At 65.5% G+C, this 21484-nt stretch carries 17 protein-coding genes; 7 read left to right on the top strand and 10 right to left on the bottom strand.

The genetic code is table 11. The features are described 5' to 3' along the window. Positions 1-129 precede the first annotated feature (129 nt). Positions 130-732, top strand: a complete 603-nt coding sequence (locus tag OU994_RS24335) for a transposase (RefSeq protein WP_281608033.1) — start codon at positions 130-132, stop codon at positions 730-732. 144 nt (positions 733-876) lie between these two features. On the opposite strand, the gene axe2C is transcribed toward OU994_RS24335, so the two are convergent. From axe2C to OU994_RS24360, 5 genes are all read right to left on the bottom strand, one after another. Continuing rightward, entirely contained in the window at positions 877-1932 is a 1056-nt protein-coding gene (gene axe2C, locus OU994_RS24340) for a bifunctional acetylxylan esterase/glucomannan deacetylase AxeC2 (RefSeq protein ID WP_281611709.1), read from the bottom strand. Then, positions 1932-2756, bottom strand: a complete 825-nt coding sequence (locus OU994_RS24345; RefSeq protein ID WP_373922484.1) for a GDSL-type esterase/lipase family protein — start codon at positions 2754-2756, stop codon at positions 1932-1934. Before OU994_RS24345 ends, axe2C begins: the two co-directional genes overlap by 1 nt. Before the next feature lie 128 nt (positions 2757-2884). After that, on the bottom strand, positions 2885-4198 hold the full coding sequence (locus OU994_RS24350; protein ID WP_131144695.1) for a cellulase family glycosylhydrolase: 1314 nt from the start codon (positions 4196-4198) through the stop codon (positions 2885-2887). Positions 4199-4200: 2 nt separating this feature from the next. Continuing rightward, entirely contained in the window at positions 4201-6435 is a 2235-nt protein-coding gene (locus OU994_RS24355; RefSeq protein WP_281608035.1) for a beta-glucosidase, read from the bottom strand. A 34-nt stretch (positions 6436-6469) separates the two neighbouring features. Then, positions 6470-7744, bottom strand: coding sequence for a sugar MFS transporter (locus tag OU994_RS24360; RefSeq protein ID WP_281611710.1), 1275 nt, complete (start codon positions 7742-7744; stop codon positions 6470-6472). Between the two features lie 357 nt (positions 7745-8101). Between OU994_RS24360 and OU994_RS24365 the strand changes: the two genes are divergently transcribed. Beyond that, entirely contained in the window at positions 8102-9106 is a 1005-nt protein-coding gene (locus OU994_RS24365) for a LacI family DNA-binding transcriptional regulator (protein WP_131144692.1), read from the top strand. Between the two features lie 112 nt (positions 9107-9218). Here the strand turns inward: OU994_RS24365 and OU994_RS24370 are convergent, their stop codons facing one another. Next, positions 9219-9533, bottom strand: a complete 315-nt coding sequence (locus OU994_RS24370) for a hypothetical protein (RefSeq protein WP_281608036.1) — start codon at positions 9531-9533, stop codon at positions 9219-9221. A 32-nt stretch (positions 9534-9565) separates the two neighbouring features. Between OU994_RS24370 and OU994_RS24375 the strand changes: the two genes are divergently transcribed. The 4 genes from OU994_RS24375 (at position 9566) to OU994_RS24390 (ending at position 15070) form a co-directional block, all read left to right on the top strand. Continuing rightward, positions 9566-10813, top strand: a complete 1248-nt coding sequence (locus OU994_RS24375) for an AGE family epimerase/isomerase (RefSeq protein WP_373922485.1) — start codon at positions 9566-9568, stop codon at positions 10811-10813. Further along, positions 10810-11730, top strand: coding sequence for a carbohydrate kinase (locus tag OU994_RS24380; RefSeq protein ID WP_281608038.1), 921 nt, complete (start codon positions 10810-10812; stop codon positions 11728-11730). Before OU994_RS24375 ends, OU994_RS24380 begins: the two co-directional genes overlap by 4 nt. Before the next feature lie 39 nt (positions 11731-11769). Beyond that, positions 11770-13179 carry a PQQ-dependent sugar dehydrogenase gene (locus OU994_RS24385; RefSeq protein WP_281608039.1) on the top strand — a complete coding sequence of 470 codons (1410 nt, stop codon included), beginning with the start codon at positions 11770-11772 and terminating at the stop codon, positions 13177-13179. A 271-nt stretch (positions 13180-13450) separates the two neighbouring features. Then, positions 13451-15070, top strand: coding sequence for a methyl-accepting chemotaxis protein (locus tag OU994_RS24390; RefSeq protein ID WP_281608040.1), 1620 nt, complete (start codon positions 13451-13453; stop codon positions 15068-15070). Between the two features lie 99 nt (positions 15071-15169). On the opposite strand, the gene OU994_RS24395 is transcribed toward OU994_RS24390, so the two are convergent. From OU994_RS24395 to rpsO, 3 genes are all read right to left on the bottom strand, one after another. Then, positions 15170-16216 (bottom strand): serine endopeptidase, encoded by a 1047-nt coding sequence (locus OU994_RS24395; protein ID WP_281608041.1) that lies wholly within the window; start codon positions 16214-16216, stop codon positions 15170-15172. Positions 16217-16389: 173 nt separating this feature from the next. After that, complete coding sequence (gene pnp, locus OU994_RS24400) at positions 16390-18507, bottom strand: polyribonucleotide nucleotidyltransferase (protein WP_281608042.1); 2118 nt, start codon at positions 18505-18507, stop codon at positions 16390-16392. Positions 18508-18716: 209 nt separating this feature from the next. Next, positions 18717-18986, bottom strand: coding sequence for a 30S ribosomal protein S15 (gene rpsO / locus OU994_RS24405; RefSeq protein WP_130188298.1), 270 nt, complete (start codon positions 18984-18986; stop codon positions 18717-18719). Between the two features lie 163 nt (positions 18987-19149). Between rpsO and OU994_RS24410 the strand changes: the two genes are divergently transcribed. Continuing rightward, positions 19150-19635 carry a hypothetical protein gene (locus tag OU994_RS24410; protein WP_281608043.1) on the top strand — a complete coding sequence of 162 codons (486 nt, stop codon included), beginning with the start codon at positions 19150-19152 and terminating at the stop codon, positions 19633-19635. Positions 19636-19946: 311 nt separating this feature from the next. Here the strand turns inward: OU994_RS24410 and OU994_RS24415 are convergent, their stop codons facing one another. After that, positions 19947-21482, bottom strand: coding sequence for a 2-isopropylmalate synthase (locus OU994_RS24415; RefSeq protein WP_131144683.1), 1536 nt, complete (start codon positions 21480-21482; stop codon positions 19947-19949). Positions 21483-21484 lie beyond the last annotated feature (2 nt).

The following is a 21484-nucleotide window of genomic DNA, read 5'->3' on the forward strand; positions in this document are numbered from 1 at the left end:
CCTCTCAGGGGGACAGTCCCCAAACTTTTTACAACACCTTGTCGTGGTGCAAGCGTGACAAGGTTGAGCAACCGCAGTAGCGCCAAGTCGTCGGATGGCAATGTTGAGCTTTTCCCGACGGAGTCACTCATGCCTCGCCGCGCCAGACTTCTACTGCCCGGATATCCACTACACATCATCCAGCGCAGCCACAACCGCCAGCCCTGCTTCCTTCAGCGTTCCGACTTCTCCCGCTATCTCGAATGGCTTGATGAGTATTGCAGAACCTACGATGCAGCGATTCACGCATATGTGCTCATGACGAACCATGTGCATCTGCTGGCATCGATCGCCGATGTCGCCATGTTTCCGGTACTAATGAAAAGCGTCGCGCAGAACTATGCGCAGTATCTGAACCGGCGCTGCGGACGTAGCGGCAGCGTATGGCAAGGGCGGTATTACTCTTCGCCCGTCACGAACGATCGATATTTCTTGACCTGCCAGCGCTACATCGAACTCAATCCGGTACGGGCACACATGGTTGGTACCCCTTCCAGATATCGATGGTCGAGTTTTTCCGGCAACGCCGGCCTGCTCGCAGACGACTTGCTGAGTCCCCACGCAACCTATCTCGGTCTCAGCGCGAACGAACCGAAACGGTACGAAGCCTATCGGGGCTTGTTTGCGGACGCCATTTCGCCGGGCGACCTGCACTTGATCCGCCGCGCTATAACCGGCAATCGGCCACTCTGAACGTTCCAACTCTGAATCACTGCCCTGGCTAGGTCGTCGGGGCAGCACAGCGCCTCGCGACAACTGTTGTAAAAAACTTGGGGACTGTCCCCGGTGTTGACAACTGTTGTAAAAAACTTGGGGACTGTCCCCGGTGTTGTTTTGCTACCAGCTCATCAGTTGTCGCAGGGCTGGAACGAGGTCGTTGGCCATTTGCTGGTGCTGGTCGCGGGTGGGGTGGGCGTCCTGGGTGTCGCCGGGGTAGTGGCGGGAGGGGATGTGGTGCACGCGGGGGCTGGCCGTGCGGGTGATGGTTTCGGTGATATAGGCCGTGAGGGCGGCTTTCTTGTCGCCGTCGAGGATGGCGCCTTCGGTCAGCACGATCTGCGCCTGCGGGTGGTCGCGCAGCAGCGTGCGGACGAACGCGGCATAGGTTTCGACGTACTGTGCGCGATCGGGGATGCCCTGGTTGAAATCGTTGGTGCCGATCGCGCTGACGATCAGGTCGGGCGTGTAGCGACGCTGGTCCCACGGCTCGGGCGCATCGGGCGCGGCGATGGCCAGCCCGTAGAAGCGGTCCAGGTTGAATTCATCGGTGCGGCCGTTCCAGCTGCGCACCAGGCCCCGGCCGCCGTGGCAGACCAGCTGCACCTGCGCGCCGAGCGCGTTGGCGGCCAGCATGCCGTACGACAGCCGCGGGTTCCACCAGACGGGCTGCTTCGCTCCCGGCGGCGTACGCTCGAGGGCTTCGCCGCAGGTGACGGAGTCGCCAAGGAACAGCGCCCGGCGCGCCGGCAGCGAAGGCGGCGCGAGCACTTGCCCGTCGGTCGCGAAGCCGTGCAGCGTGACGATGCCATGCCACGTTTCGGAACGATGCAGCACCTGCACCGTGTGCGGGCCGGGCGCCAGGCCTTCCGCCAGACGATAGGCCGAGCGGCGCGGCGACAGCTGGATGGAGCGCGCGTAGGCGCCGTCGACGATCACGTCCAGGTAGCTCTTGTCTGCCGTGGTGGAAGCCTCGAGTACCAGTTCGCGCCCTGCGAAGTGGATGAACGACGACACGCCCGGATAGGCGAACCGCACCGCCCCACCGGGCGCATCGGCCATCCGCCCCATCCGCGCGACGCTGTCGCCACCGGCCAGCACCGCCTCGGCGCCATGTGCCGCGCCGGCGCCACCCAGCAGTACCGCGAGGCAGGCAAGCTTGCCCGGCCAGCGCATCACTGTGCAGGCTTGCTCTGCGCCGGCTGCTCGCGCGCTGGCTGCTCGGGCGTCGCCTGCTCACGCATCGGCTGGTCGCCCATCAACGGCTCACGCATCAACAGTTCGATATCCGGCCCCATCGCCTCCGCCCACGTCGCATAGGCCTTCGGCGTCAGGTGCAGGAAGTCCGGCATCGTCTCCGCCGCGATATCGCCGTTCGGCTCCAGGAAGCGCGCACCGTAATCGCGGAAGAACACGTGCCGGCCATCGTCCAGCGCGGCGATCGCGCCGTTCACGGCCCTGGCCTTGGCGCGCCGTTCGTCCTGCGCCAGCTGCCCGTTCGGCAGGATGCCGTTAAGGAGGATCCTGGCATCCGGATACAGCGTGCGCAGTTCCGCGACGACCGCCTTCACGCCGCCGGTCACCTGCTCCGGCTCCTCGTTGCACAGGCCGAAGTTGTTCACGCCGATCAGCAGCACCACGACCTTCGGCCGCAGCTTGTCCATGCCGTCGTTCTTCAGGCGCCACAGCACGTTGCCGGTGTGGTCGCCGCCGATGCCGAAGTTCGCCGCGCGGTACTTGCCGAAACGGCCGTCCCAAGCGGTCTTGTCCCACATCTCGGTGATCGAATCGCCGAGGAACAGCACGTCGACATCGCCCTGCGTGGCGCGCGCCTTCAGGCCATCGTTCATTTCATGCCAGCGCGCGATCGACATCCATGGATACTCCACCGTGCGCGGCTCGACGTTCAGCGCGCACGAACGCTTCTCGTCCGCGGCCGAGGCGGCCCCCGAGAACCCCAGCGCGGCCAGCGCCGCCAGCAACATCACCTTCTTCTTCAACTTCATCTCCTGTGTGGTCGTGAACCGGTGGCGGAATGATAACCCGCCACCGGCCTCCAGGGGCCGCGCTGAGCCGCCCGGCGCAGCTTCAAGCGCCGCACTATCGATCGGCCCGGCCGTTGGCCTGCTTACTTGCGCTCCAGCGCATGCAGCCGGTCGGCATAGCCGCGGATCAGCGCGATGGTCGACTTGTCGGTGTCGAACACGGAATACAGGCCCTGCTCTTCCTGTGGCGGGTCGCCCATCAGGTCATTGCCCTCTTTCCACCAGTAGTCGGCGTTGGCGGCACGGCCGGCGCCACCCCAGGCCCAGAAGTTGAATCCGGCGATCGGGTCGCCCTGCTCGGCACGGCCGACCACCACGTCGAACACCACTTTGTAGAAGCGGTCGCGCACCGTGGTCGGCGCCTTGATGTCGAAGGAGGCGCCGTCGCGGTCCATGCCGAATTCCTCCAGCACGATCGGCTTGCCCATCTTTTTCGCGTAGTCGATGTGCACGTTCAGGTAATGGCTGCTCTTCTCCAGCGCGCCGTTCCAGGTGGCGTCGACCCGCTTCGAATCGATCCAGCCCCAGTTCTTCGGCCACAGGTGGTAGGTCAGGTAGTCGACATCCTTCGATGCGTGGGCTTTCTCGAACAGTTCGGCATCGTGCGCCGAGCCGGCCAGCCCTTCGCTGCCGGTGCTGACCAGGTGGTTCCTGTCGAGGCCACGGATGTAGGCCGCCGTGTCGGCGATCCATTTCACGTAGACCGCCTTTTCCTCCGGCGTGGACGAGGCGTTGCCCGGGCGCGGCTCGTTGGCCAGCTGCCACGACATGATCACCGGATCGCCCGCATACGGCTTGCCGGTCACCGTGTTCTTCCGGTTGATGAAGGTGCGGATCACGTTGCGGTACTCGGCCTGCGCCTTCTCGTTCGTGTAGAAGCGCGCCGTCTCGCGCATGTAGGTCTCGTAATCCTTCGTCACGTTCGGGTCGAGCGCCGGCGTGCCGGCGAACCAGTTCAGGTACTGGGTCATGCCGCCCGACCATTGCCAGAAGTTGTTCAGGTAGATCACCGCCGTCATGTCGCGCTTGGCCATCTCGGCCAGCAGGTAGTCCATGCCGGCCAGCAGGCGCTCGTCGTACTTGCCCGGCGCGCTGGTGGTGGCGGGACGCACGGCGCTCTTCATGTCGGTCTTCTCGGAAACGGCCAGCACGCGCAGGTTGTTGATACCCATCGCCTTCATGGTATCGAGTTCCTTGAGCAGCCGCGGGCGGTCGTTCGCGCCCAGGTACGCGCCGTACCAGAAATTGGCGCCGGCGATGTAGTACGGGTGGCCATTGCGGGTGAACTGCGTCTTCTTCACGGCCACGAACTCGGGAGCCGCCGCCGAAGCCGCCGGCGCGGTCGCCACAGCACCCATCATCAGCAGCGAGGCTGCCAGTGCGATCATCTTTTTCATCGTCATCCTTTCTTCTTCATCGTTATCGGTCGGCCTGCCACGTCCAGCACCTGGGCAGGCAATTGAATCGTTACGGTCTGTGCTGCGTCGTCGCGCGCGTGGCGCGCCAGTTTCACCTGGTAGCGGCCACCGGCCACGTGCCAGGTATTGGCGCTGCCCTTCACCATGCCGAACAGGCGCGGGTCGATGGCCAGCGTCACGTTCGTGCTGGCGCCGGGCGCCAGGTCCACCTTCTCCCAGCCGGCCAGGCGCTTGGGTGCCTCCCATTTCGCGGACAGGGGCGACACGTACACCTGCGGCACGTCCTTGCCCCGCACGCCGCCGGTGTTGGTGACGGTGAAGCGCACCTGCACCTTGCCGTCCACCAGCTGCGCCTTCAGGTCCCGGTAGCCGAACTGCGTGTACGACAGGCCGTGGCCGAACGGGAACAGCGGCTGATGGCCCTTCAGGTCGAACCACTTGTAGCCGATGGCGGCGCCCTCGTGGTAATCGACGGTGAAGCGCTGCTCGGGCTTGGCCGGGTCGCCGTCCAGCTTCGGCCGCGGCAACTGCTGTTCGGAGACGGGGAACGTGGCCGGCAGGCGGCCCGACGGGTTCACCTCGCCGAACAGCACGCGGGCGATGGCTTCGCCGCCATTGGTGCCCGGGTACCATGCCTCGACGATTCCGGCCACCCGGTCCACCCACGGCATCAGCACGGGGCCGCTGTTTTCCAGCACCACGGCCGTCTTCGGGTTGGCTGCCGCCACGGCGGCGATCAGCGCGTCCTGGTTGTCGGGCAGCGACAGCGACGTGGCATCCAGCGCTTCGCCGACCCACTGGGTGGCGAAGACGAGCACCACGTCGGCGCCGGCCGCGGCGGCGGCCGCCTTCGCCGGATCGCTGCCGCTGTCGAACACCACCTGCGCACCGGGCACGCGGGCCTGGATCGCCTTCAGCGGCGACGACGGGTAATACATGATCGGTCCCGGCCAGGTGGCCGGCAGCAGGCCGGGCACGGCATTGCCGCCGCGCGGATACACCAGCGACGAGCCGCCGCCGGCCAGCACGCCCTTGTCCGCATGCCCGCCGATGACGACGATCTTCTTCGCCTGCTTCGACAGCGGCAGCAGATTGCCGGCGTTCTTCAGCAGCACGATGCCTTCCTCGGCGTCGGCCTGGCTGACGAGGCCATGGGCCTGGTAGTCGATCGCGCCGTCCTGCTTCACGGGATGGTCGACCACTCCCTTCGCGAACATCGTGCGCAGCACGCGCAAGGCCATGTCGTCGAGCCGCTTCTGCGGCACGAAGCCGCTTTCCACCGCCTCTTCCAGCGCGCCGCCGAAATAATGCGAGCGGTCGAACTCGAAGCCGGACTGCTGGTCCAGGCCCGCATTGGCCGCTTCCACCGTGCTGTGCGTGGCGCCCCAGTCGGACATCACGAATCCCTTGTAAGCCCAGTCGCCCTTCAGCACGCCGTTCAGCAGCCACGGATGCTCGCAGCCATACGGCCCGTTGAGCCGGTTGTAGGCGCACATGAACGACCCGGCATCCGTGAGTTCCAGCGCCACCTGGAATGCGAACAGGTCGGACATGCGCAGCGCGGCCGGATCGATCCGGGCATCGAGCTCGAAGCGGCCGGTTTCCTGGGCGTTCAGCGCGTAGTGCTTGATGGTGGCGATCAGGTGGTTCGATTCGATGCCGCGCACCTGCTCGCCTACCATCACGCCGGCCAGCAGCGGATCTTCCCCGCCGTATTCGAAGTTGCGGCCATTGCGCGGTTCGCGCAGCAGGTTCACGCCGCCGGCGAGCATCACGTTGAAGCCGGAAGCACGCGCTTCGGCGCCGATCATCCGTCCGCCTTCGTAGGCCAGCTTGCGGTTCCATGTGGCCGCGGTGGCGATGCCCGACGGCAGCGCGGTGCGTTCGCGCGGCGTGGTGGTGTTCTGCGTGGCCACGCCGATGCCGGCATCGGTCAGGAACAGCGCCGGCAAGCCCAGGCGCGGAATCGGCGGCACGTAGCCGGCCGAGAACGGGATCGCTTCCGGCACTTTCTTGGTCTTGTTGCCGGCATGGTCCGCGCCGAAGTGGCTCGACACCCAGTTCAGCTTTTCCTTCTGCGTCATTTCCTTCAGGACCAGCGCGGCGCGCCGGTCGGGATCCAGGCTGCCGTCCAGCCACGGCCTGGCGGGATCGGCGGCCGCGGCCAGGCACGGCAATGCGGCCAGCGCCATCAGGAGTGCTGCGTTGTGCTTCATGGTTTTCCTTGTTCTATACGAGATCGGCGACCGGTTACTGCTGCACGTACATGCGGGCATAGCGGATGCCGAAGTACAGGATGTAGACATAGCAGGCGGCCGGCACGAAGAACGACCATTGCAGGCCGATCGCATCGGCCAGCCCACCCTGCACGAACGGCACGATGGCGCCGCCGACGATGGCCATGCACAGGATGCCCGAGCCCTGCCCCGTCTGCGCGCCCAGCCGGTGCAGCGCCATGCTGAAGATGGTCGGGAACATGATCGAATTGAACAGGCCCACGGCGATCACCGCCCACATCGCCACCGCGCCGGTACTGAAGATGGCCAGCAGCAGCAATGCGATGCTGGCCGCAGCATTGAAGGCCAGCGCCTTGCCGGGGCTCACCCGCCGCATCACGAAGAAACCGGCGAAGCGGCCGATCATCGCCGCGGTCCAGTAATAGCTGACATACTTCGCCGCCGCGCCGTGATCCAGGCCGGCGATCTGCGGCTCGCCGATGAAGTTGATCAGGAAGCTGCCGATGGCGACTTCGCCGCCCACGTACAGGAAGATGCCGATCGCGCCCAGCACGAGGTGGCGGTGCGCCAGTACGGACGCGTCCACGGCCTGCGGCGTATCGTCGGCATGGCGGATCACCGGCAGCCGGACCAGTGCGAACAGCACGGCCAGCACCAGCAGCGCGGCGGCCAGCGCCAGGTACGGCCCCTGCACCGCCGCCGCTTCCTGCAGGCGGTAGCGGGCCAGCGCCTCGCCGGTCAGTTGCGCCACGTCGGCCGCGGCCGGGAAGCCTTCCAGGATCAGCAGGCCGCCCAGCGTGGGGGCGATGGCCGTTCCCAGCGAGTTGAACGCCTGCGTCAGGGTCAGCCGGCTCGACGCCGTCGCCGGCGGGCCGAGCACCGTGACGAACGGATTGGCCGCCACCTGCAGCACCGTGATGCCGGCGGCCAGCACGAAGAAGGCGAACAGGAACAGCGCATAGCCGCTCGTAGCCGCCGGATAGAACAGTGCGCAGCCGAGCGCCGCGACCGTCAGGCCGGCTACCGCGCCGCCCTTGTAGCCGATACGGCGGATCAGCGCGCCGGCCGGCAGCGAGACGATGAAATAGGCGCCGAAGAAGCAGAACTGCACGAGCATCGCCTGCACGTAGTTCAGTGTATAGACCGATTTCAGGTGGGGAATCAGCACGTCGTTCAGCGATGTGAGCAGGCCCCACATGAAGAACAGCACCGTGATCACGACGAGGGGGAAGGTTTGCTGCGGCTGCGCGGGCGCGCTGCCCTGCGGCGCCAGCGCCGCGGGTGACATCTGAGCCATCGATCGTCTCCTGGTATCCGGCCACGCCGGGTGTTGTTATGGCAATGATTCTCCATAAGCGTTCAGCACGGGTCAAACATGATCGGCGAAACGGGGCCAGTTTAGCGGCGTTCACTAAACAGCCAGCGCCACCTGTTCCCCATGGCGCGCTGCAACATGGACGGCGCGTGCCCACCTTGTTTAGTAAATGCGACTAAACTGCCGCGCCCCGCCCATCGGCTGTTTGACCATGCGCGCGCCGCTGTGCAAGACTGTGCCCATAAAGAGCGGCCAGTGATTCCGTCACCCAGGCGCCGCTCGACCATAACGGAGGCAATCCATGAGCAGAATTCCAGCGGGCGGCCGTCCATGAGGGCCGCCGGCGCAACCCAGGGCGGCGTCACGATCCGCGACATCGCACGTGCCGCCGGCGTATCGGCGGGAACCATCTCGCGGGCATTGAAGAACGAACCGGGGCTGACCGAAGTCACGCGCCAGATGGTGCTGGAAACGGCCCGCGACCTGGGCTACGACTTCTGCAAGCTGCGGCCGAAGCGGCTGCGGCGCCTCACCTTCCTGCTGCATCGCCAGCACAACACGGCTTCCAGCAGCCCGTTCTACTCACCGGTGCTGCACGGCGCCGAGGAAGCCTGCCGCAAGCAGGGCATCGTGCTGTCGTTCATGGCGGTCGGCCCGGCGGACGGGCTGGTGGACCAGCTGCGCATGCATGCGCCGGATGCCATCGTCTGTGCCGGATTTTTCGAACCCGAGCTGCTGACGGCGCTGCGCGCCACCGGCAAGCCGATCGTGCTGATCGACATGAAGCTGCGCGGCTACAGTTCCGTGAACCCGGACAACATGATGGGCGGCTACCTGGCCACCCGGCATTTGATCGAGCGTGGCCGCGAACGCGTGGGCTTCATCTGCGGTTCGCTGTCGCACTACAGCATCCGCGAGCGGGCGCGCGGCTACCGGCAGGCGCTGTTCGACGCCGGCATCCTGGCCGATCCGCGCCTGGAAGCGCCGCTGCCCGATGGCGTGGAACTGGAACAGGGCGCGTGGGAAGCGATGGAAGCGCTGCTCGCGCTGCCGAAACCGCCGGATGCGGTGTTCTGCTACAACGACAGCGCCGCGCTGGTGGCGATGCGCTGCTGCCTGGCCAAGGGCTTGAAGGTGCCGCATGACGTGGCGATCGTGGGCTTCGACGATATCTCGACGGCCGTGCTGGGCCACCGCCCGCTGACGACGCTGCGCATCAACAAGAAGGAACTGGGTGCGCTGGGCGTGGAGCTGTTGCTGAACGGCCGCGCCGACGATGTGGTGGAACGGGTCGCGCCGGTCGAGCTGGTGGTACGCGCCAGCACAGTTTGCTAGGAGGACAAACTCTGCCAGGAGGACAAACTCTGCCAGGAGGACAAACTCTGCCAGGAGGACAAACTCTGCCCGGAGGACAAACGGACCGCCACGCTTCCAAACCTATCCCGTATTAGCCCGGGCATCGCCTGGTGCGTCTGCCGCGGCCCTGGCCGCGCCGGGCACCGCTTTGCCCGCGAAACGCAACGACAGCACAGCGATGTGCACTGCCGCTCGATTTGTGCTGCCGGTCGATTTGCAGTGCCGGTCGATTTGCAGTGCCGGTCGATTTGCAGTGCCGGTCGATTTGCAGTGCCGGTCGATTTGCAGTGCCGGTCGATCTGTAGTGCCGTCGATTTGTAGTGCCGATCGATTCGTGCTGCCGGTCGATTTGAATTGCCGATCGTTTTTTACTGCCGATCGATTTGTATTGCCAGACGATTTTCACTACCCGCTCCAAGCCCGGCACTCATCCTTCAAATGAGCATCGGCACAGCGCAAGAACCTTTTAGAAACGGACGATCGATGTTACCAGATTTCCATTCCCGCGAAACGCTGCTGCGGCATATCCGCGACACCCGCAATTTCTACGATCCCCGCTCGGTCGACCCCGGCGGCGGCTTCTTCCATTTCTACAAGGACGACGGCACGGTCTACGATGCGCACACGCGCCACCTGGTCAGCAGCACGCGCTTCGTGTTCAACTACGCGATGGCGTACCGCCACTTCCACGACGCGGCGGACCTGCAGCGCGTGCGCCATGGCCTGGCCTTCCTGCGCGACGTGCACCGCGACCCCGCCACCGGCGGCTACGCGTGGGAGCTGGACTGGCGCGACGGCGCGAAGACCGTCCGCGACGCCACCAACCATTGCTACGGCCTGGCGTTCGTGGTGCTGGCCTATGCGCATGCGCTGCTGGCCGGCGTGGAGGAAGCGCGCGGCTGGCTGGCGGAAACGTACGACCTGATGGAAGCGCATTTCTGGGAAGCGGAACACGGCCTGTATGCCGATGAAGCGTCGGCCGCCTGGGAAGTGTCGCCGTACCGTGGCCAGAACGCCAACATGCACTCCTGCGAAGCGATGCTGGCCGCGTACGACGCCACCGGCGAAGTGCGCTACCTGCACCGCGCCGAAACGCTGGCGCGCAACATCACCGTGCGGCAGGCGCAGCGCGCGGACGACCTGGTGTGGGAACACTACCGGCAGGACTGGTCGGTGGACGCCGACTACAACCGCCACGACAGCACCAACATCTTCCGCCCGTGGGGCTACCAGCCCGGCCACCTGACGGAATGGGCCAAGCTGCTGCTGATCCTCGAGCGCCACGCCGGCCAGCTGGCCGGGCCGGCCGACTGGCTGCTGCCGCGTGCGATCCACTTCTTCGACACCGCGCTGGCGAAGGCGTGGGACCAGCGGCATGGCGGCATCCACTACGGCTTCGCGCCGGACGGTTCGATCTGCGATGGCCATAAGTACTTCTGGGTGCAGGCGGAAAGCTTCGCCGCCGCCGCGCTGCTGGGCGCGCGCACCGGGGAACGGCGCTACTGGGACTGGTACGACCGCATCTGGCAATACAGCTGGGAGCATTTCGTCGACCACGCGCACGGTGCCTGGTACCGCATCCTGGGACCGGACAATGCCAAGCTGACCGATGAGAAGAGCCCGGCGGGCAAGACCGATTACCACACGATGGGCGCCTGCTACGAAGTGCTGGCGGTGCTGCCATGACGGAGCCGGTCTTCATCTCCGCCGGCGAAGCGTTGACCGACCTGATCGTGGCCGATCCTGCGCGCACGCAATGGACCGCGCGCACCGGCGGCTCGACCTGGAACGTGGCGCGGGCCATGGCCAGGCTGGGCGTGCCCAGCGCGTTCGCCGGCGCGATCAGCCGCGACGTGTTCGGCGACGCCTTGTGGGAAGCCTCGATGGCTTCCGGACTGGACGCCCGCTTCCTGCAGCGCCTGGACAAATCGCCGTTGCTGGCCATCGTGCACCAGCTCTCGCCGCCCAGTTATTTCTTCGTGGGCGACGACAGCGCGGACTTGCACTTCGACCCGCGCGCACTGCCGGAAAACTGGCGCACGCACTGCCGCTGGATGCATTTCGGCGGCATCAGCCTGGCGCGGCGGCCGCTGGCGGACGCCCTGGTGGAACTGGCGCGCGAGGCGAAGCGCGCCGGCATCCGCATCAGCTACGACCCGAACTGGCGTTTGCTGATGGACGAACGCTACGACGCCACGCTGCGCGCGATGACGGAACTGGCCGATGTGGTGAAGGTCTCGGACGAAGACCTGGCTGGCCTGTTCCGTACCGATGACATCGAAGCGGCGTTCGCCACGCTGCGCAGTTTCAATCCGGCGGCGCAGTACCTGTACACGCGGGGCGAACATGGCGCTTCGCTGCACGTGGGCGACGCGGCATGGCATGCGCCGGCGGTGGCCGTGCCGGTGGCGGACACCGTGGGGGCCGGTGACGCCAGCATCGCCGGTTTTGCCTTCAGCCAGCTGGCCGCGCCGGCACGGGCCCCGGGCGAGCACCTGCGTTTCGCCGTCGCGGCCGGCGCCGCGGCCTGCATCGGCGCCGGCGCCACGCCGCCAGCGCTGTCGGACGTGGAAAAACTGGTGCTGGAGGCCAACCTCAGTTGAGATTATGATGGCGGATTGCCAACCCGACCGGAGTAATCGATGAAGTTTGTCCTCCCCTTCGCCCTGCTGGGCGTTGGACTCGCCGCCGCCGCCCATGCCGCGCCGGCCGCGAACCAGGTAGCCGAGGCCGCGCGCCTGTACCAGAACAATTGCGCGTCGTGCCATGGCGTGAAGCTGGAAGGCGCGACGGCGCCCAGCCTGGCCGACAACCAGTGGATCCATGGCACGCCCAACCGCGCCAACCTGTCGAAGATCATCGCCAAGGGCTTGCCGGACAAGGGCATGCCGGGCTGGGAAGGCACGCTCGACAAGGCACAGATCGCCCCGCTGGCCGATTACGTGGCGCCGGGCGGTCGCAAGAACGCCGTCCCCGCCAAGGCCACGCACCCGTCCGCGCCGGCCAGGGCCGACGACGGCCTGGCGCGGCTGACACTGCCAAAAGGCTTCTCGATTTCCGTGTATGCCGAGAACGTGGACACGGCCCGCTCGATGGCCGTGTCGCCCGGCGGCATCGTCTACGTGGGTTCGCGCAAGGCCGGCAAGGTGTACGCGGTGGTCGACGAGAACGGCGACAAGAAGGCCGACAAGGTCGTCACCATCGTCCAGGGCCTGGACAACCCGATCGGCGTGACGCTGCTGGACGGCGCGCTGTACGTGGCCGAGATCGGGCGCGTGATCCGCTTCGACGCGATCGACAGGACTTACGCGAACAAGCCGGCCTACGAGGTGGTCAAGGACGACCTGCCAAACGACAAGTGGCACGGCGAGAAGATCATCAAGGCCGGCCCGGACGGCAAGCTGTACATCCCGGTTGGCTCGCCCTGCAATACCTGCGACAGGGACGACGAGGTGTACTCGAAGATCTGGCGCATGAACCCGGACGGTTCGGGCTGGGAAATGGTGGCCAACGGCATCCGCAACACGGTCGGCTTCGCGTGGCATCCGGTCACGAAGGACCTGTGGTTTACCGATAACGGCCCCGATGAAATGGGCGACAACAACCCGTCCTGCGAATTGAACGTGGCGCCGAAGACGGGCCTGCACTTCGGCTTCCCGTACTGCCATGGCGGCGTGGTGCCGGACCCGAAATTCGGTACCGCCCGCAGCTGCGCGCAATTCACGCCGCCGGTGGCCAAGCTCGGCCCGCACGTGGCCCCGCTCGGCCTGGCCTTCTACACGGGCACGCAGTTCCCGTCGCAGTACCGCAACCAGGTGTTCGTGGCCGAACACGGATCGTGGAACCGTACGCAGAAGATCGGCTACAAGGTCAGCCTCGTCACCTTGCAGGGCAACCAGGAAGTGACGACGACCACCTTCATCGACGGCTTCCTGCAGGGCGACGACGTGAGCGGGCGGCCGGTGGATATCGCCGTTGCCGCCGATGGCGCGATGCTGATCTCCGACGACCATGCCGGGAAGATCTATCGCGTGACCTATACGGGCAAATAACCCGCCGTATGCGCCGATAAGCAACTTTCAAGCATAAACGCAACAGTGGTGCGACGTCGTACCACTTCATATGTTGCGTTGCGTCAATACGCATGCTAAGGTTAGGGTCTTCGCTCCTGGAACGAGACGGCCCCAACCTTCCGCCCGCCTCCCAGCCCGCAACACGGAATTCCGGCAGCATCGCGCCACGTCCCTGCGCATACGTCCGCCATGTCACTTGGCGATCCGACATCGCCAGGGCACGCTCGCCCTGCTCTCAACGGAACCATCCATGTTCAAGCGCCTTACCATCCGAACCCGCCTCATTGCCACCATGGCCGTCCTCGGCCTGCTGATCGCCGTCACCGGCACACTGGGCATCTACGGCGTCCACTCCGTCAACGTGGCACTCGAAGAGACCTATGGCAACCAGCTCGCGTCATCGCAGGCGACCGCCGACGCGAAGACCCTGCTGATGCGGGCACGCCTGGTACAGGATCGCGCCGTGTTCCACCCCAACTCGCCGGAAATCCCGGCCCTGCTCAAGCGGGCCGATGACTTCGTGGCCAAGTCGGAAGCGGCCTGGCAGCGCTACCTGGTGCTGGAACAGGACGCGGAAGAGAAAGCGCTGTCCGACCAGGTGGCGGCCACGCGCAAGGACATGATCGACAACGGCCTGGGCGCGCTCGCACAGGCGCTGCGCGATGGCGACACCCCCCGCATCAACCAGGTCGCCATGAAGGACATGCAAAAGCTGTTCTCCGCCTACAGCGACGCTTCCGACAAGCTCGACGACTACCAGATGCAGGCCGCGAAGGGCAGCTTCGAGGACAGCCAGCGGCTGTACGGCACCGTGATGAAACTGTCGATCGGCGCCATCGTGGCGGGCATTCTGCTGATCGTGGGCGCTTGCGCGGCGCTGCTGCGCGCCATCATGGGCCCGCTGCGCGAAGCCCTGGAGCATTTCGATGCGATGGCGGCCGGCGACCTGTCGCGCCAAGTCGACACCGCTCGGCAGGACGAAATGGGCACGCTGATGAAAGGCCTGGCCCGCATGCAGGAAAAGCTCGCCGACACGGTGCGCATCGTACGCGAAGGCAGCGGCTCGATCGCCGTGGCCAGCAACGAGATCGCCGACGGCAACCTGGACCTGTCGCGCCGCACCGAGCAGCAGGCGGCCAGCCTGGAAGAAACCGCCTCGTCGCTGGAAGAGCTGACGTCGACCGTGCGCCAGAACGCCGACAATGCGCGCCAGGCCAACGGCATGGCGGTCTCCGCATCGCAGGTGGCGCAACAGGGCGGCCAGATCGTGGCCAAGGTGATCGACACGATGGGCGCGATCACCACGTCGTCGAAGAAGATCGAGGACATCATCGCCGTCATCGACAGCATCGCGTTCCAGACCAATATCCTGGCGCTGAACGCGGCCGTGGAAGCGGCCCGCGCCGGCGAACAGGGCCGCGGCTTCGCCGTGGTGGCCAGCGAGGTGCGTACGCTGGCCCAGCGTTCGGCCGCCGCCGCCAAGGAAATCAAGGAACTCATCGATGCCTCGGTGGCCAGCGTGGAAGCCGGCTCGACCCTGGTGGGCCAGGCCGGTACCACAATGGACGAGATCGTGACCGGGATCGCGCGCGTGGCGGACATCATGGCCGAAATCATGTCGGCCACGTCCGAACAAAGCACCGGCATCGACCTGATCAACGACGCTGTCACGCAGATGGACCAGGTGACGCAGCAGAACGCCGCCCTGGTCGAGGAAGCCGCGGCCGCCGCCGGTTCCCTGCAGGAGCAGGCCGCCACGCTGGAGCAGACCGTCGCCGTGTTCCGGCTGGACCAGCAGGCGCCGGCACGCGCCGCTGCTGCGCCATCACGCTCCGCCACCCGCCCGAGCGCCCAACTGGCCTGGCAGTAGATAACTGCTCGGCTGGTCTCAAAACAACATGGGGACAGTCCCTCCGGGAGGGACAGTCCCCCTGTCTTTTACAACACTTCCTGCGGCTTCAAGCCACGCTCACGCCTTGTTCGCGGCGGCCTGGGTGCCGCAGCTGTAGCAGAAGCGCGTGAAGGCGTTCTTGCGGGCTTCGCAGCAAGTGCAGCGGTTGAACAGGCCGATGCCGCAGTGCGGGCAGAAATCCAGTTTCGGATCCTTCAGGTCGACCCCGCGTTCGCAGCCGGGGCAGACGCTCTTCCCCATCCGCGCCAGCGCGATGTCATAACCGAGGCTTTCGCGCCGCTGCGCATCCGGCTGCGCCTCGGCGGTACGCTGGCGTTCCAGGTAGCGCTGCAGGCCGAGGATGGCCTGCCGGCCGACGACCACCGTCAGCAGGATGCCGACCACGTAGCGCACGTAGCCGCCGTAGCTGGGCAGGTAAGGGACCAGTTCGACGAAGAACGCGAACAGCGCGAAGAAGATGAAGCCCCACACGAACGGCCACCACGTGCTCTTGCGCCTGTTCTTCCACAGCCAGCCGGCGACCAGCAGCAGCGGCAGGGTCAGCGCGAGGCGGTAGCCGAACACGCGCAGCTCGCGCATGTGCAAGGCCCGGTCGAAGGCAGGATGCGCCGCCTCCTGGAGGGATTGCAGCTGGGTGTGGGCTGCCGCCCGCGCCTGCCGCGCATTCAGCTGGATCTGCTCCTGTTCCTGCACGCCGGTCAATGCCTTCCGCTCCGCCGCGGCCAGGCCATCGAGCTGGCGCGTGCGGGCGATCAGGTCCGGATCCTGGTCGGGCCGGGCCGTGGCGTGGCGGGTCGACAGCCAGTTGTCGAATGTTTCGCGGGCCGATGCCGTGTTGGCCTTGGCCACCCGGTGCTGCTGCTCGGCTTGCTCGAGCGCGTTGTCGGCGGCCCGCGCATTGCGCTCGGCGACCTCGATCGTGTCGCGCACGGCCGCCAGCCTGGCGGGATCGATGAACTGCTCCAGTTCGATCGGTTCCTCGACAAGATTCAGGTTGTCGACGATCTTGCCGCCCAGGCCGATCAGGAAGCCGGCAAACAGGAAAGCCACCAGCCATAAACCGCGCTGGAACCATTTTTCGGAGAGACGCAGGGCCTTGCTCATCGTGATGCTCCCGGTTAGTTGGACCGGAACGGAGCATAGCGGCTTTCGCCGGCGCGATGCTGTGGCGGCACTCTAATTATGGGCTGGCGGTTCGCGGGGGACCGGGAAATCACAGCCCATAAAAAAACCGCCGGGCTTGCGCACCGGCGGTTCCTGTCATCCGCGAAGGACGATTACTTGGCGGCGGCGCCTTCTTCGGCGGCAGCCTTCATCGACAGCTTCAGGCGGCCGCGATCGTCCGTTTCCAGGACTTTCACGCGCACTTGCTGGCCTTCCTTCAGGTAGTCGGCCACGGCGTTGACACGCTCGTTGGCGATCTGCGAGATGTGCAGCAGGCCATCCTTGCCCGGCATGACTTGCACGATCGCGCCGAAGTCCAGCAGCTTGAGCACGGTGCCGTCGTAGGTCTTGCCCACTTCGACCGACGCGGTCAGCTCTTCGATGCGGCGCTTGGCTTCCTGGCCGGCGGCAGCGTCGACGGAAGCGATGGTGACCACGCCTTCGTCGCTGATGTCGATCTGCGTGCCGGTTTCCTCGGTCAGCGCGCGGATCACGGCGCCGCCCTTGCCGATCACGTCGCGGATCTTCTCGGGGTTGATCTTGATGGTGATGAGGCGCGGCGCGAAGTCGGACAGTTCCGTCTTCACGTGCGGCATCGCCTTCTGCATCTCGCCCAGGATGTGCTGGCGGCCTTCTTTTGCCTGCGCCAGCGCGACCTGCATGATCTCTTTCGTGATGCCCTGGATCTTGATGTCCATCTGCAGCGCCGTGATGCCGTTGGCGGTGCCGGCGACCTTGAAGTCCATGTCGCCCAGGTGGTCTTCGTCACCCAGGATGTCGGACAGCACGGCGAACTTGCCGCCTTCCTTGATCAGGCCCATGGCGATACCGGCCACGTGCGCCTTCATCGGCACGCCGGCATCCATCAGCGCCAGGCAGCCGCCGCAGACCGAAGCCATCGACGAGGAACCGTTCGATTCGGTGATCTCGGACACCAGGCGCACGGAGTAGCTGAACTCTTCCGGCGACGGCAGCGCGGCGACCAGGGCGCGCTTGGCCAGGCGGCCGTGGCCCACTTCGCGGCGCTTCGGCGTACCGACGCGGCCCGTTTCGCCGGTGGCGAACGGTGGCATGTTGTAGTGCAGCATGAAGTCGTCGGTGTACTCGCCCATCAGCGCATCGATCTTCTGCGAATCGCGCGCGGTGCCCAGCGTGGCGACGACCAGTGCCTGGGTTTCGCCACGGGTGAACAGCGCGGAACCGTGGGTACGCGGCAGGACCGAGGTGCGGATCGCGATCGGACGCACGGTGCGGGTGTCGCGGCCGTCGATGCGCGGTTCGCCGTTCAGGATCTGCGAACGCACGACCTTGGCTTCCATGTCGAACAGGATGTTGCCCACTTCGACGGAATCCGGTGCGTCGACGCCTTCGGCGGCGGCTTGCGCGGCCAGGTCGGCGATCACTTCGCTCTGCATGGAACGCAGGGCTTGCTGGCGGGCCTGCTTGTTCTTGGTCTGGTACGCTTCGTTGATCTTGGCTTCGGCGAACTGGGCGACCTTGGCGATCAGCGCTTCGTTCTTGGCAGGCGCGGTCCATTCCTGCTCCGGCTTGCCGCCTTCTTCCACCAGCGCGTGGATCGCGTCGATCACGGCCTTCATCTGGTCGTGGCCATAGACCACGCCGCCCAGCATCACTTCTTCGGACAGCTGCTTGGCTTCCGATTCCACCATCAGCACGGCGGTTTCGGTACCGGCCACCACCAGGTCCATCTCGGACGTCTTCAGCTGGCTGGTGGTCGGGTTCAGGATGTACTGGCCGTTGGCGTAACCCACGCGGGCTGCGCCGATCGGGCCGTTGAACGGCACGCCGGCCACGCACAGGGCGGCGGAGGCACCGATCATCGAGGGGATGTCAGGGTCGATTTCGGGATTGACCGACAGAACGTGGATGATGACCTGCACCTCGTTCATGTAACCTTCCGGGAACAGCGGGCGGATCGGGCGGTCGATCAGGCGGGACGTCAGCGTCTCCTTCTCCGACGGACGGCCTTCGCGCTTGAAGAAGCCGCCGGGGATCTTGCCGGCTGCATAGGTCTTCTCGATGTAGTCGACCGTCAGCGGGAAGAAATCCTGGCCGGGCTTGGCATCCTTGCGCGCCACCACGGTCGCCAGCACGACGGTGTCGTCCATCGACACCAGGACCGCACCGGAGGCCTGGCGAGCGATCTCGCCGGTTTCCAGGGTCACGGTATGTTGGCCGTACTGGAAGGTTTTCGTAACTTTGTTAAACATGGGTAATCCCTTTCTATTTGCCGACAGATTTTCAGGCGCTGTCGTTCACCTCACCACGGGCGACTGGCTGATGCCTGGCGCCTTCTTGCCCTACTTTGCCTGGCAAAACGCAGAGTGCATTCCGCTTGGCAATAAATCATGATCCAGAATGCAAAATGCCCGCGTCAGCGAACTGGCGCAGGCATTTACTGAAGCCGGTGATGCAAGTATTACTTACGCAGGCCGAGCTTGGCGATCAGGTCGCGGTAGCGGGTTGCGTCCTTGTTCTTCAGGTAGGACAGCAGGCTCTTGCGACGGTTGACCATCATGATCAGGCCGCGGCGGGAGTGGTGATCCTTGCTGTGGGCCTTGAAGTGGCCGTTCAGTTCGTTGATGCGTGCGGTCAGCAGCGCAACTTGCACTTCCGGCGAGCCGGTGTCGTTCTGGGCACGTGCGTTGTCCGCGATGATCGCGGATTTGTTGATGTTTTCTACGGACATGATAAACCTTTCACATGCGATGCGCGGAGTAAGAAACCCTGCACATCGTGAATTACGATAAATGAATAAGCCTGCCCGAAAGGACAGGCCCGCAAGTATAACGGAATTCGCGCGCCCCGTATCGACTTCTCACTACAATTATTGGATGACCCGGGGGAAAAACATGAAAAATCTGATGGTTGCGGCAATTTTCGGGACGGCATTGGCCGGCTGCGCGCTGGGCCCGCCGCCCCAGCCCGGCGAGCCGATGGCCGCCGTCGAATCGCGCCTGGGCCATCCCAGCGCCCGCTATGCGGCCGAAGGCGAAACCATCCACGAATACGGTGCCGGCGCGTTCGGCCAGTTCACCTACATGGCGCGCTACGGCGCCGATGGCCGGCTGCTGTCGTACGAACAGGTGCTGACCGACGAGAAATTCGCCACCATCAAGCTCGGTGTCGACGACAAGCGGACCATCCTGCACACGTTCGGGCAGCCGGCCGAGACGATGTACCTGTCGCGCCGCGACCTGGAAGTGTGGAGCTACCGCTATAAACAGTCGGGCGTGTGGGATGCGATGATGCACGTCCACTTCAGCCGGGACGGCAAGGTGCGCGAGATGATGGCCGGGCCGGATCCGATGCGCGATCATCGGGAAGGGTTTTTCTGAGGGTGCGGCGGGTGAAAACTGGGATAGGACTAGTATAAGCGCACCCCAAGTGCAAATTCGGGGGTCAGACGGCAGTCCTGGCGTGCATGCCAGCACCGTTCCGCAGGCGCGAAGCATGCTTCGCGAAACCCCTGCTTCACCCCGGCGGGTCTGACCCCAGCCCTTCGCTGTTGGGGTGAATCCGTGCGCCTTCAATTTGACGGATAACGCATAACTCACCTCTGGTGTCCGACACCAGGCTGCGAGTGGTGCCCGACACCAGGCCGCTGGCAGGATCGGGTTCCGCTAACCGAACGGTATCGGGGCTGGCCCTACTCCGTCTGCGGATTGACCCGCGCCTTCGCATGCAGCTTGTTCAGGGCGGCCAGGTAAGCCTTGGCGGAAGCGACCACGATATCCGGATCGGCGCCCACGCCGTTGACGATGCGCCCGGCCTGCGACAGGCGCATGGTGACTTCGCCCTGCGATTGCGAGCTGGGGCTGATCGCGGCGATGGAAAACAGCACCAGCTCGGCACCGCTCCTGGCCTCGCCTTCGATCGCGTTGACGATCGCGTCCACCGGCCCGTCGCCGCTGCCTTCGCACGCGACTTCCCGCTCGCCCATCGCGAACACCACGCGCGCGTGCGGCAGCTCGCCCGTTTCGCTGCGCTGGGACAGCGACACCAGCCGGTAATGCTCGCCCTCCTCGCGCTCCTCGGTGGAAACGAGGGCCATGATGTCCTCGTCGAAGATCTCGGCTTTCCGGTCGGCCAGGTCCTTGAAGCGGGCGAAGGCGGCATTGACATCGCCTTCCGAATCGAGCTCGATGCCCAGCTCCTGCAGCCGCTGCTTGAAGGCATTGCGGCCGGACAGCTTGCCGAGCACGATCTTGTTGGCGGTCCAGCCCACGTCCTCGGCGCGCATGATTTCATAGGTTTCGCGTGCCTTCAGGATGCCGTCCTGGTGGATGCCGGAGGCGTGCGCGAACGCGTTGGCGCCGACCACCGCCTTGTTCGGCTGCACGGCGAAGCCGGTAATCTGCGACACCATCTTCGACGCGGCCACGATCTGCGTGGTGTCGATGCCGCATTCGAGGTTGTAGTAGCCGCCGCGCGTGCGCAGCGCCATCACCACTTCTTCCAGCGCCGTATTGCCGGCGCGTTCGCCCAGGCCGTTGATCGTGCATTCGATCTGCCGCGCGCCGCCGATCATCACGCCGGCCAGCGAATTGGCCACGGCCAGGCCCAGGTCGTTGTGGCAGTGCACCGACCAGACGGCCTTGTCGGAGTTGGGGATGCGTTCGCGCAGCCGGCGGATCGATTCGCCGAACAGTTCCGGTACGGCATAGCCCACGGTGTCGGGGAAATTGATCGTGGTGGCACCCTCGGCGATCACCGTTTCCAGCACGCGGCACAGGAAATCCTCCTCCGACCGGCTGCCGTCTTCCGGAGAAAACTCGACATCGTCGGTGAAGCGCCGGGCAAAGCGGATGGCCTGGGTGGCCTGCTCGAGCACCTGCTCGGGTTCCATGCGCAGCTTCATCTTCATGTGCAGCGGCGAGGTGGCGATGAAGGTGTGGATGCGCTTGCGGGCGGCCGGCTCGAGGGCCTCGGCGGCGCGGGAGATGTCGCGGTCATTGGCGCGCGACAGCGAGCAGACGGTGGAATCCTTGATGGCGGCGGAAATGGCGCGGATGGCCTCGAAGTCGCCCGGCGAGGCGGCGGCAAAGCCGGCTTCGATCACGTCCACGCGCAGCTTTTCCAGCTGGCGCGCGATGCGGATCTTTTCTTCCTTGGTCATCGACGCGCCCGGCGACTGCTCGCCGTCGCGCAGCGTGGTATCGAAAATGATCAGGCGGTTGCTCATGG

It is taken from the genome of Pseudoduganella sp. SL102 (genome assembly GCF_027856995.1).
Classification (GTDB): domain Bacteria; phylum Pseudomonadota; class Gammaproteobacteria; order Burkholderiales; family Burkholderiaceae_D; genus Rugamonas; species Rugamonas albidiflava.